Annotated in this window: 6 protein-coding genes; all 6 read left to right on the forward strand. The window is 46.1% G+C overall.

What is annotated here, in order from left to right; all coding sequences use genetic code 11:
• Positions 1-12 precede the first annotated feature (12 nt).
• Positions 13-918, forward strand: coding sequence for a hypothetical protein (locus D6024_RS21015; RefSeq protein ID WP_121356785.1), 906 nt, complete (start codon positions 13-15; stop codon positions 916-918).
• Between the two features lie 156 nt (positions 919-1,074).
• Positions 1,075-10,155 carry an RHS repeat domain-containing protein gene (locus D6024_RS21020; protein WP_121356786.1) on the forward strand — a complete coding sequence of 3,027 codons (9,081 nt, stop codon included), beginning with the start codon at positions 1,075-1,077 and terminating at the stop codon, positions 10,153-10,155.
• A gap of 7 nt (positions 10,156-10,162) precedes the next feature.
• Complete coding sequence (locus D6024_RS21025; protein WP_121356787.1) at positions 10,163-10,489, forward strand: hypothetical protein; 327 nt, start codon at positions 10,163-10,165, stop codon at positions 10,487-10,489.
• A 73-nt stretch (positions 10,490-10,562) separates the two neighbouring features.
• Positions 10,563-11,804, forward strand: a complete 1,242-nt coding sequence (locus D6024_RS21030) for an RHS repeat-associated core domain-containing protein (RefSeq protein WP_121356788.1) — start codon at positions 10,563-10,565, stop codon at positions 11,802-11,804.
• Positions 11,797-12,513, forward strand: a complete 717-nt coding sequence (locus D6024_RS21035; protein WP_121356789.1) for a hypothetical protein — start codon at positions 11,797-11,799, stop codon at positions 12,511-12,513. Before D6024_RS21030 ends, D6024_RS21035 begins: the two co-directional genes overlap by 8 nt.
• A 164-nt stretch (positions 12,514-12,677) precedes the next feature.
• Entirely contained in the window at positions 12,678-13,691 is a 1,014-nt protein-coding gene (locus D6024_RS21040) for an RHS repeat-associated core domain-containing protein (RefSeq protein WP_121356790.1), read from the forward strand.
• The last annotated feature ends 6 nt before the right edge of the window (positions 13,692-13,697 follow it).

The raw sequence follows: 13,697 nt of genomic DNA on the forward strand, positions 1-13,697 counted from the left end.
CGAATGAATATAATGTCCAAGCGAATTATTTTCCCAACGGCAGTTGTTTTATGTGCAGCCATTGTTTTTGCACAAGCAACGGGCCATTTCAAGTTTAATAAATCAGCGCCGATTGCTTCATCGTCTAATGATAAAACAGTCCGCAACAATCAAAAAAGCACGGCCGGTGATCCATGGGCTGAATTGGAACATCTGTTTGCAGGCTACCAAAAGGCCAGGTCAATTGTTTATGAAGGTACAATGAAGCTTACTGACGAAGAAGGAGGAGAAACAATCGAAGAAGCTGATTTTTCCGGTGAAGTACAAGGCAAAACTTCGCATTACATCATTGATTCTGTTGAATTCATTCACGAGGACAATGTGTCGCTAAATGTCTATCACCGGGAAAAGCTGGTGGTAGCTGGCACCGAAAAGTTGCCGGCTAAAACAATGTGGCAGTTTGCAAACATCGATTCCATGAAAAGCTTTGTGGCCCGGGAAGGTGCTTTGGCCGAAGTGGATTGGGATAAGGCTGACAAAGTGATCAAAGTCACCAACACGGTCAGTACCGATGTTTATGGCTATGAGATCTACTATAGCCCACAAGATTATCGGTTGAAAAAAATGGTGCTGCACTTCGCAACTCTTGATAATCTGGGTGAGAATCCAGATGAAGAGGGAGGTTCGCAAGAAACCACAGCTAGCTCCAAAGAAAAAATGAACGTTGCTGCAGATTCTACGTCAAATACTCCTTCGATTGAATTTAATCTTTACAAGCTGGAGTTTGAGTACAAATTACTGAGCATGGGCAAAACGGCAAACAAATTTGAGCCGTTGAAAAAATATGGGCAAACAAAAGGGAGAGAATTCCATCTGAACAATTCCTATCCTGATTACCGTGTGGTGTGGATGGACAAGGCTGAAAAAAATGATGAATAATTCGCCCAAAAGGAGCACGTGTCGATGGGGATAAATACGCCCAAAAGGTGTAAAAAGATGATGCACTACGTCACTATGGTGGACAAAGTATTATACTTATTGAACGGAGGGATGGATGTGTGATTACTGTAGTTGAAACAATACATAACTGACCTTATGTTGAAAAAAATTTGCCTCTTTGCTTTTGCCTTATTTATCAATGTGTTTGCAGCATTTGCGGCAGATGAGCCTTATGTAAACATGTTAAGGGGGGCGCAATTAACGGCCGGGAGTTTCTTTACTGTGACTGATGAAAAAATCAGAAATGCAGGTACCAATAATTTCACGCTTTCATCAGTTGACAATATCCTCTCTTTTGAGATTGATTTTTACGCCAACAAATTTTTCTACAATACTTCATTCACTTGTACCGCCAACCTCACTATCGAAGCCTATGACCGTTTTGATACCACACAAAAAATTCCCGGTTGGCCGAAAACCATTAAACTTGAAATAAAGTATAATAAAAATGAAGGCGAACGTTACAAAGGAATGGGGTTGTACAAATTCAAGGGCGCACATAAGTTTAAAGTCACCGTTGACAGCATCAGCAGTGCAGAGTTGGGTAGCCCGTTGCCTGAAATCTTTTTGCTAAAGGGAACAACCATTGTTCACGACCGCAAGTACGATCTGCAACCGCCGTTATCGACCGCCCGCACAACGTATACAAAAGAGCCTGGCAAATTGAACCTGCAATGGAACCCGGGTGATTATCCGGGTGCCGAAATGTTTGACCTGGAGTACACCTTCATTGACAAGCACAGCCTAATCAGCGAGCGGCTGCGGACAGCGTTCAGCCCCTCCACCAATGTATCGGGACCTTTTCAGGTTCCTGCTGATACGTTAAACAAATGGTTTAAAAACAACAGTACCCGGGTTACGTTGACATCACCTTCTTACTTGTTGAACCTTTCTTATGATAGTGGATATGTGTTATTCCGGATACGTGGTGTGCAAATGTCTATGCCGCCGGATGAGATTCGACTGACAACAGTCTGGAACTACCAGGCGATAGATGGCAACACACAGGTACAAACCACTGCGGCAATTTTTACCGATGGACATGAACAAAATTTAAACTGGCAATATGCCGCCACCTTTGCCGAAGAGGGCAAGCGTAAAGAAGTAATGTCTTATTTTGATGGCTCACTGAAAGGCAGGCAAGCCGTTACCATCAACAATTCCGACAATCGTTCGGTGGTGCAAGAGTCGATTTACGATGAAATAGGCCGGCCAGTGGTCAGTTTGCTGCCGGCACCTGCTGACGACAGCACCTTGCACTACTTCCGAGCTTTTAACCGCAACCAGGCCGGCAATCCTTTCAGCTTTACCGATATTGTTTACGCAAAATGTGGTGTTACAGTCAGCCCGTTATCTACTGCTTCGGGTACTTCACAATACTATTCACCACAAAATCCATTTACCGGTTTCCTCCATCAAGCGTACATCCCAGATGCATTGGGATATCCCATTGCCGTAACAGAGCACACGCCAGATAATACCGGTAGGATCAAGCGACAAGGTGGCGTAGGCGCTGCATTTCAATTAAACAAGGGTCACGAAACTTCGTACTTCTATGGTAAGCCTGCACAACCAGAGCTGGATAGGCTTTTCGGATCTGAGGCAGGAGAAGCCAGCCATTACCTGAAAAACATGGTCGTTGACCCGAATGGGCAAATCAGCGTAAGCTACGTGAACGCCAGCGGCAAAACGATTGCAACCGCTTTGGCAGGGAAAAGCCCACCAAACCTGCATCCGCTTCCTTCAAACAGCGAGAGTACGATAGTGAAAATGACAAATGAGCTGATTACAGGAAAGAGCTTTGTACCGAATGCAGCGTCTTATTCGCTGACAGCCTCGGCTACATTTCTTGCTCCCGTTACCGGAGATTACATCTTTACTTACAATGTAAATCCCCAGCGCCTCGATATTGCTCATGGCGAAAACGGTGAAAAGACCATCTGTAACACCTGTTATTATGACGTATTGATTACGGTAAGAGATGGTTGCGATGATACTATTCAAACCAGGCAAGTGCCTGCTGGTTTTGTATTTGACTCAACCTGTGCTGTCCCTGCGCCTATTAGTGGAACCTTTACAGCTGGGATTAGTAAGATCGGTGAATACAATGTTTCCTATGAATTAAAAGTGAGTAAGGCAGCTCTTGATTTTTACGATGCAGAGCACATTAAAAAGAATACAAACCTGAAGAAGGTAAACAGCTTTTTGCTCGATCAGTTAAAGGAAACTGATTTTACGGGTTGCTATAGCAACTGTGAAACCTGTAAGGAAGATTTGGGTGACAAAGAAGAATTCAACAATTACTTCAAAACCTTGTACGATAAAAGTGCTGTGGAATTTGGTGAAGCTGATTCTTTGTGGGTGAACAACCTCTACGACAGCTTGTATGCGAATTGTGCTGCTTTGCAAGCTTCCGCCGATTGCGGCAGCGGGCCTTGTGAGGATCGCCTTGTTTTGCTCAAAGCCGATGTAACACCTGCGGGCCAGTACGCACTACTTGACAGCACCTGGCAACACTTCACCAACGTTGACGGTGAGAACGACTCTACTTCGGTGTTTGCATTCCATAACGATGGAACCAATGTTCTGTATAACTACACTTCCATTGATTTTACGGATGGGAGTGGAAAAATAGACTCTGTTGCCAATAGTGTAGGAGATCTTGTGCCTGTGAAGCAACTGACACAAGATGAATTTATCAAAAATTGGAAGGACTCGTGGGCAGATTCTCTTGTTACCCGTCATCCGGAGTATTGCTATTATCGCTGGTGTTTGGCCAATCCGGGTAGTTATGCGTTTGACGACATGATCCAGGATTTTGACGATGCAGACAGCGCCATGCGTGCCGGTTATTTTGACTCAACCCGTGTGCGGTATGACGCCCTGTTGCAGTATGACCCATTTTTCAATGGTGGCCTCGGCTCTTCGCTAAAGGACCGTATGCGTGATAGCCTGCGCCTTTTTTCCCGTACGCTGCTGCGTTACGGGGTGCCTGATAAAACTATTTTGCAATTTATCGATGTAGCGTTGTATTGCAACAATCAGTACAGCGGTTGGCAAGGTTGTCTGCCACCCGACAATGAATGCCGCAGTGATTACCAGGAATGGCTCCTTTACCGGAACCTTTACTTAAACCTGAAGCGAAAGTTTTATGAAGAAGCAAGACGGACCAGCAATGATCCTGTATTTGCCAATTGCTCCAATTGTTCCATCGGGAAGGATAACTTTTCCCTGGCTAATGCACCCATAGCTATTAATCCTGCAACTCCTTTCTCTGATTCCACTACCTGTAACTATTCGTGTCCCGGTGGCATTTACTCACCGGCCGACAGAAACGGAATTTCCTTCTTTGTTCAATACGGCACACCCACCGTTTCGCCCACGAATACACCTTCAGGTTACGGCAACTGCCAGTTCTACAATGTTTTTGACTTGCAAAAAGGCGGAGGGATAAGCTGCCGGTTTCTAAATGTATGGGTTTGTATGTACGATTCTTCCTGCAATGTCACGGCTCCGCCTTCCTCGTGTGGGCAAAGTTTTAGCGGTTCATCGCCCGCTATCAGCGGATTTTATACATACCCTGATCAAACCATTAATGTGCATACGGTTGCACAAGGCGGTAGTATTAGCCTGTATTACGACGCCATTGAACTACCAAACAATTTTACCATATACGACGGCACAACAGGGGCCATGATTGCCACTACAGGCTGGCAGGGCTACGCTACCTATGAGGGGCAGTGGGGAAATAGCCTGAACACGCAACCCAGCGGCGTACTGACGTTTACCCGAGGTGCTTCCTCCACTTATATTCTGCGGGTGACTACCCAAACGCAGCAATATGAAAATGATGCATGGAATGCCAGCATTGCTTGTGATTCTTCCGCTGGCGCCGCGCCTTGTCCTGTGCCGGCTTCCTATCCCTCTCAATGTCCGGACAATGCACAAGCTTCACTTTACAAAGATAAAATCCGTCGCTACCCTGACTATGTCAACACCGACAGTTTTATCGGTCAGGTGCTGGCATCCAATCCTGCGGGGCAAAGCCAAGCTAACGCCGCAGCTATCATTGACGAATGTAAAAGCTCCTGCGAAGCCCAAGCTGATAATTGGATTGCGGCACTTTCCAATTGCAATGCCGACTCTGCTCAACTGACGCAACTACGTGCAGCCTTTGTAGAGATATGCAGCGCCGGCTGTGCTTACAGCAAAGGCAATCACGGCTCCTCATCTGTGCCAGCGGGATCGGGCACTGCTTACAATAGCTTTGAAGAGGCCATTATTGGCATTCTCGGTGCAGACCATCTTAACGATGCCTGTACGGCAGAACTCATTGGAACACCTTATCCCTACAATCGGCAGCCGTTTGATGCGAACCGCACCGTCTTTACAACCGATTACGATATCTGCAACAAACTGCAGCAATATAGAAGTCAATACAGCGCTTCAGGCTTTGCCGGCAGCCTTCATGCTTATTTGCAGGAACTACTAAAGTCGGATTATACACTCGATTCGCTCGACCTTGACAATCTGGTAAAAAGCTGCACCACCTGCAATGGCATTCTCAAAGAGCCGGTTGTGTTGCCCATCGCCTTTGAGCCCGGAAGCCGGCCCTGCCTTGACTGTGGCAGTGTGCAACAACTCCTGTCCTCCTTCACTGCGAAGTACAACATCACGCCTGCCAACCCAAGGTATGAAACCTTGCTCACCAACTACTTCAACCACAGTCTCGGCTTTTCGCTTACCTACCAGGATTACCGCGACTTTATGGACAGCTGCGATGCACACGGAGGCAACTACAGCGGTCGCCTTTGCGACCAGCCGGTAAGCCCGGCTGAAAGCAGTGCGGTTACGGAGGGAAATAGTTGCACGGGTGAACTGTTTAATACAGCGCTGGAAAATGCCTATATCGAGTACAACCAATATATTGACTCGGTACACCTTGCCTTCCGCGAAGCCTACACCACGAAGTGCTTGAACGTGCAAGCCGGCCTGAGCATGACAGCCGATCTTTACGAATACCACTATACCCTTTACTATTACGACCAAAGTGGCAACCTGGTGAAAACCATCCCACCCGAAGGCGTGAAGCTGCTTACGCAGCAGCAGATTGATACGGTGCAACAGTACCGTAAGCTGAACACCGATGGTTGCTACCAATACAGCAATTACCTGAAGTTAAACGAAAGTGCTTCAGCAGGGGGGCGCATTCAGGGCAACAAGGCGTTCTATCCGCTCATGGGTAGCAAAGCCTATACAATCGAGATGTGGGTGAAGCCGTCGAGCTATGCCGACCAGGGGCTATTCAGCCATGCCATGCATGCAACCACCAGTCCTACGGTCTATTCCGGTGTGTCGCTATCGCTGGTCAACAAAAAACTGAATGTCTATCTCTATGACATGATCAACAGTGCGTCGAGCCCGGATGTGCCGGAGATCAAATTGCAATCGGCTGACGTGACCGGAAAGTTAAAGCTGAACGAATGGAACCACATTGCCGTAACGGTACAAGGCAGCGGTTACGGTTCGGTAAGGCTGTTCTTGAATGGACAAGACCCTGCCAGTCGTTACCTGAAAGACACGCCTTGCGAACTTTTTCAAACGACCGACGGCCAGAGCTTTACAGTAGGAACGGCTTATAGTTGGAATGAAAGCCAACCCGGTGCGCCACCCGTTGAGGTGGATGCGACCAATCTTGGTGTAAAACAATTCCGCCTTTATAACCGTGCACTGACTAACTCGGAAGTCGTGCAAAACGCTTTTTCGGGTTGTCTGCTACCTGCTTCTGAAGTTGGGCTGAAGGCTTGGTTGCCATTGACGAGCCTCCCCATTACCGATCTTACCGACCCTGTGGTCAATGCAAGTGCAGAAAATGATATAAGTGTTGGTAGCGGCCTTGGACCTGTTTTTCCGGACCACGGACTGCCAACAACCTATACGTACAACAGTCTGAACCAGGTGATCAGACAAAACTCACCCGACGGTGGCGAAAGCCAGTTCTGGTACGACCGGCTGGGACGCCTGAGCGCATCGCAGAACGCGGAACAAAAAGATCCATCGAACGGTGGGGAGGCAAACCGTTACAGCTACACACTTTACGACAAGCTAGGCCGCATTACTACTGTTGGAGAAAAAACCGGCGTAGCGGATCTTGCCACCGTTGATACCAAAGATGATCAGGCGCTGTCCGGATGGCTGGCCGCAGGTTCTAACAAACAGGTAACCAAGACCCTTTACGACGATCCGGTGAACCTGACCTTTCAAACCATGGGCAACAGCCGCAAAAGGGTAGTGGCTTCCGTTTTCCTGGAGAATGAGAGTGAGCTGGAAGGCGACTCCACGCTCTACGCCTACGACCTTTCCGGCAACGTGAAAACACTGGTGCAACACGTAAAGGCCTTACTGGCGAACGATCCGGATAACGGGAAAAAACGGGTGGATTACGACTACGACCTCATAAGCGGCAAAGTGAACAAGCTAACGTACCAAAAGGGCCGTGGCGACCAGTTCTTTTACCAATATGGGTATGATGCCGAGAACCGGCTGACGAGTGCGCAAACGAGCCGTGACGGGCTTGTGTGGACGCAGGACGCTACCTACCGCTATTACTTGCACGGTCCGCTGGCCCGTACTGAGTTAGGTCACTACAAAGTGCAGGGCGTCGACTATGCCTATACCCTGCAGGGGTGGCTCAGAGGCATTAACAGCGATACCTTGAACTCCGCGAAGGAGATCGGTGGCGATGGTGAGCCGAATACTTTATTTAGCAAAGTATCCAAAGATGTCTATGCCTTTACCCTGGGATATTACGGCGGTGATTACACACCCATTGGGGGCACCGCTGCACCGGCTTTTGGCTTGGTGCCCTACAGTGCACCCAGCAGTTTAGCGGCAACGGGCAATTCACTTTACAACGGTAACATCAGCTATACCACAGTGGCACTTTCAAAAATCAACAATGGCGCCACTGCCGGCTATACCTATGGTTACGACCAGCTTAACCGCTTGCGGGAGATGCGGCAGCACACGGTGAACGGCGCCTGGAGCAACAGCAACATTATTGATGCGTACAGCGAATCCATCGCCTACGATGCCAATGGCAACATTTTACAGTACCTGCGCAAAGGGGCAAATACTGCTGGTCAGCCACTGGACATGGACAGCCTTACCTACAAGTACAACCGGGATGCTGATGGCCGGCTGCTCACCAACCGGTTAAACCATGTAAGAGATGCTGTGAGCAGCAGCAACTATACCATAGATATTGATGATCAGGCACCGGACAACTATGCCTATGACAAGATCGGAAACCTGACCAAAGACAATGCTGAACATATTTCAGGCATCAATTGGACGGTGTACGGCAAGATCAAAAACATCACAAAGGGGGGCAGCACGGCCTCACAGATCAATTATGGGTACGATGCCGGAGGAAACAGGACGCTGAAAACCGTGGGCGCCGGTGAAGCCCTGAAAAAGACCTTTTATATACGGGATGCGCAGGGCAATGTGCTGGCGGTTTATACACGCAAAAACAGTGAAGCCGTTAAATGGGAGGAACAACATCTTTATGGCAGTAGCCGTTTGGGCATGTGGCAATGGGATACCCTTGTTCCCGCTACGGCACCCCTTGTACAAAGTGATGGACAGCCTATCTTTGATAGCCTGCTACTAGGCAGCCGTACCTATGAGCTATCGAATCATTTGGGTAACGTGCTGGCGACGATCTCTGATAAGAAGATCGGTGTATCTTCACCACAAGACAGTTCTTTGATTGAGCACTACAGGGCGGAAGTAACCACAGCCCAGGACTATTACCCCTTCGGGATGCTAATGCCGGAGCGCTCGGGGGCGCTGAGTGCCAGCGGGTTGTGGCAAAATGCGGGCAACGGAAGTGCCCTTCCGGCCAACCCGGTCTATGACAGCCGCACGGGCAATGAGCCCCTGGAGTACAAGGCCACCGAGACCATCACCTTTGTAGAGGGCTTTGAAAGCGGGGTGAACGATGCCTTTGAGGCCTATATCACAACGGATAATGGAGGTGGTAGCGGTGGAAATGGTGGCAGTGGTGCAGGCTTGTATGCTGATGGTGGGTATCGCTATGGGTTTAACGGCAAAGAGAACGATGATGAAGTGAAGGGAGTGGAAGGCAGCCAGCAGGACTACGGCATGCGCATCTATGACCCACGACTAGGTAGATTTTTAAGCGTGGATCCCCTAGAAGATGAATATCCGTGGAATAGTCCTTATAGTTTTGCTGAAGGCGATCCTGGCAACTACATTGATTTAGACGGTGCCGAAAAATCAAAAAGCGAACTCCAACAGATTGACCGTCAAAATACAACCCGCCTTCAAGTTATAAAACAGAATGCAAATCTGCTGGCAATTGCCACCCGCGGTGCTTCAGATGCTCTGTTAAATGCTAATACCGTTGGCTTTTCGGAAATGTTCGGTACTCATTTGAACGATTACAATTCCGATGCTGAAAGAGAAGCATATCTCAGGGGAAGGATTTCCGGAGATGTTATTGCAGGCTTACAATCAGCGAACGAAATTGGCACCGGCGGTGGTATTGCCTTGGCTTCCGGTGGCGAAACAATGGGTGCCGGGGCAGTTGTTGGAGGTGCTGTTGCTTTGCATGGATTTGGTGTGGGTGTTACAGCGGCAAGCGATATTGGCTGGGCGATAAAACAGCTTTACCAGCTGAATATGCAGGGCACAGCAGGAAACGATGCCACCAACTCTACAAACCAACAAGCTCAATCTGCTCATCAAAAAAGTAGCAACGCTTCTAACAGCAATACATCTAATGGAAATCAGTCAAATATCAAAACAAATCAACAGAAAGGGACGAGTCGAGAAGCGGCAGAACTGGCAGAGCTGAAACAAAACAATCCTAATGCATCAGTACTAGCAGAACGTTATTTAAGAGACAAAAACGGGAAAATATTAAAAGATCCACTTACCGGGGAAGCAAGAAGAATTGACTTTGCTGTCATTGAGAATGGAAGAGTCAAGCAGTTGGTTGAAACTACAAGTCTTACGGCAAATAAGACAGCGCAGACAGCAAAAGAAATGCGCATTAGAAATGCCGGTGGAACCTTTATAAGAGATTCAAAAACTAGAAAACTTTATGATGTTAGTACTATTCAGACAACTTTAAGCAGAAGACAATAAATATTATATGGAAAAAGATTTTATCATTGACCAAGTAAGTTGGCACACACACAAGGATAGAAATTTTGAGATCAATCAAGACCTCATTTATTCATATTTCAAAGGTATAATGACATATCTTCAAATTAGAGGTTTGGCAACGAAACCGCTCATTCAAGACGCTACTGTGATCAATGACAATACGCGGATTAGTTCGGGTGATTTAACTGAAGAAGGATTGTTGTTGATGAAAAAAGCATACGGCAAATGGGTCGATGGGATAATGGATAAAGGCAAGAATCCTTTCGACTATAAAACCCTAGATAATGCTTTAAATAAAATCAGAAATAAGTAAGCATTTAATACTGTATATCTCCACTTACACACTTGCATTATATTGGTTAATGGTTCTTTGACATTCCTTCGGGATGAAGCTGCCGGGCCGCTCGGGTGCGCTGAGTGCCAGCGGGTTGTGGCAAGATGGGGGCAGTTCCAATGCTCTGCCAGCCAACCCGGTTTACGACAGCCGCACGGGCAATGAGCCCCTGGAGTACAAGGCCACTGAGACCATCAGCTTTGTGGAGGGCTTTGAAAGCGGGGTGAACGATGCCTTTGAGGCCTACATCACAACGGATAATGGAAGCGGCAGTGGAAATGGCGGCAGTGCAGCAGGCTTGTATGCTGATGGCGGGTACCGCTATGGCTTCAACGGCAAAGAGAAAGATAATGAGATAAAGGGTGAGGGGAATAGCTTAGATTTCGGAGCAAGAATTTACGATCCCAGGCTTGGACGTTGGTTCAGTGATGATCCTAAATCTTCAAAATACCCAAGCTACAGCCCATACATATATTCCGCAAATAGTCCGATTACTTTTATTGACCAAGATGGTGAAGATTGGATTGTATCTACTTCAACGGATAAGAAAACTGGCGTAACAACAATCAGTATAACAATCAATGCTAAAATTGTGAATAATTCGTCCAAACCTATTGATATGAAAAAGTTAATCAAAAATGTTGAGGCGAATGTTGAAAGGTTATACTCTGGATCAGATCCTTCCGAGAAGTTGGTCTGGAAAACAAATCTGAATTTGCAGGAGTTTAAACAAGACAAAAACAAGCAGTCTAATCTTAGCAAAACAGATCACTTTTTAGAAGTTTTAGATGGTGACCATTTCAATAGTAAAACCACAGGGGGTTTCTCAAAGCAAGGTGGACTGTACATCGGTTTAAATGCAGATTATTTTGATAATAAAGGCACAATAGGGCGAATAAATGCGGGCAACGGCAAAATCGCTTACAATACCTCAATAATAGCTCATGAACTCGGCCATACAGGAGGATTACTCCATCCATGGGAAATTGAGGATAATCCTAATCTCAATACCGTGAACGGAAAAAAATTGGAAATCCCGGCACAAATAGCTGAAGATAGCAGAAATGACGACTTATATTATACGTTTATGGGCTATTCAAGTAATCCGCCTGCTGGAGTGATATTAGACCCTAATATTCCAGCGCGTAATCCAAATAATGCAATGGCAAGTCAAATAAAAGATATTAAACGAAATGCAGATAAAGGAAATCTAAATGGTAACGATACATCTACCCCAAGCGGTAAAGTTATACAGAAACGAACTCAAAAAAGTTTTGCAAATACACATGAATAGCTACGTGATATTTTGGTGGGCTGCATGTTTTAGCCTCATTTTATCAAGTGTTAACTGTAAACTTAACAACGAGGCAATCATTCAAATTGACAATGCAGTTTTCGCTTTACCGAAGGGATGGAGTTATAAACAGCCTTCATCCAACAATTTTGTAATATTTAATGACACCAACAGGATAATAGTCAATATAACCAATGACACTTCCTTTACGGACACACACCTTAAAAGTCCTTTAGAATATATTGAAACAGAAGATCCAAACCTTTTAACCCGCTTTGCATTTAATGAGCCAGGCGTTATATATACTTCTAAAGAAAACGTCGAAAAAATCAAAAGATCGAACGGCCTTGAAAGCAAAGTTCGAGAAAACCCTAAACCTGTTTTGGAGAGAGTAGTGAAAATTAATGACAGCTCATTAAGAAAGGAGGGCGTGGACTATTTATGCAGATTTAGAGTTAACGGCGGAGAAAAATGGCTACCTGTAAGCTTGCCAAAATACTTAAATAATTTCCTATTCGAAGTGAGTAAAAACGAAAATACATACAAAAAGCTTTACTATCCTATAAATAAAAATAGAGGGAAGATTGGTTTTCTGATCAAAGATTTCAACCATCATATTGTGCTGTCCGCTCATAGTAATTTGATAAATAGTGACACCCAATATTTTGTTGATATGCTAACGATATTTAATTCAATGAGAATTAAGTGATAAATACGGGCGACCCCTAGCCTTTATTGAATTATACAAATGCATGCGTCTGGCTTTTGGTAGTGTTCGCTTAGATTATCAAGGACTTCTGTTTTAGTCTCTTTGGCTCTAGAGAGTTATTCTTATTTTCCACCATTCTAGTTCTTTGACAGTCTCCCTTCGGGATGAAGCTGCCGGGCCGCTCGGGTGCGCTGAGTGCCAGCGGGTTGTGGCAAGACGCGGGCAGTTCCAATGCCCTTCCCGCTAACCCGGTTTACAACAGCCGCACAGGCAACGAGCCCCTGGAATACAGGGCCACCGAGACCATCAGCTTTATGGAGGGCTTTGAAAGCGGGGTGAACGATGCCTTTGAGGCCTATATTACGACGGATAATGGAAGCGGCAGTGGATCAGGTGGCAGTGGTGCCGGCCTGTATGCTGATGGTGGGTATCGCTATGGCTTCAACGGAAAAGAGCAAGATCCAGAGACCTACGGCGATGCAAACATTTATGATTATGGCTTTAGGATTTATAATCCTCGCATCGGGCGGTTCTTGAGCGTCGACCCGTTAACAAAAAAATACCCTGAACTGACGCCTTATCAATTTGCTTCAAACAGGCCAATTGACGGTGTTGATTTAGATGGTCTGGAGTATGCAACTTTCCATATTTACGTTGACAAAAATCAAAAAGTAACGAAGGTTACAGTCACTACCGATTATGAGTTAAAGAATAACGGTACCGAAGGACCCGGAGTAAAATATGTTATTTTTAAAGTGGATGAAGGGTATAGGCCTGATGAAGTAAGATGGTCCAAGAATATTTATGGCATTTATCAAGGTCCAGATAACCCCCGGATGCCCAAGGTAGGTAAGAACTATAATGTTTTATATGATGATTATAGGCTTGCTCCAATAGATGAAGCCGACGCTAATGCAAAGCAGCACGATCAGGATTATGATGCCGTCAAGGTAAGAGGCTTGGGTGGTGTGATGGATTCTAAGAGTACACCTGCAAATGAAGCTTATATAAAAAGAGCAGGCATAATCGAAGAAAAACAAAAGAAAGGTGAAAAGGACAACATTACTGGAAAGCCGGTGACAAAGGAAGCGGCGAAAGCTGCAAAAAAAGGTAGCGAGTTTTTTCAAGCGGCTGAAAGTCTGAAAAAAATGAAGGGCATGCGGATACCGACACAATAAAGCACA

This window comes from Flavisolibacter nicotianae, from assembly GCF_003628535.1.
In the GTDB taxonomy this organism is placed as follows: Bacteria; Bacteroidota; Bacteroidia; order Chitinophagales; family Chitinophagaceae; genus Flavisolibacter; species Flavisolibacter nicotianae.

Bases quoted from the DNA above. Each gene is read 5' to 3' on its own strand.
- D6024_RS21020 (WP_121356786.1), top strand. From the start codon at position 1,075: ATGTTGAAAAAAATTTGCCTCTTTGCTTTTGCCTTATTTATCAATGTG.
- D6024_RS21015 (WP_121356785.1), top strand. From the start codon at position 13: ATGTCCAAGCGAATTATTTTCCCAACGGCAGTTGTTTTATGTGCAGCC.
- D6024_RS21035 (WP_121356789.1), top strand. From the start codon at position 11,797: ATGAATAGCTACGTGATATTTTGGTGGGCTGCATGTTTTAGCCTCATT.
- D6024_RS21030 (WP_121356788.1), top strand. From the start codon at position 10,563: ATGAAGCTGCCGGGCCGCTCGGGTGCGCTGAGTGCCAGCGGGTTGTGG.
- D6024_RS21040 (WP_121356790.1), top strand. From the start codon at position 12,678: ATGAAGCTGCCGGGCCGCTCGGGTGCGCTGAGTGCCAGCGGGTTGTGG.
- D6024_RS21025 (WP_121356787.1), top strand. From the start codon at position 10,163: ATGGAAAAAGATTTTATCATTGACCAAGTAAGTTGGCACACACACAAG.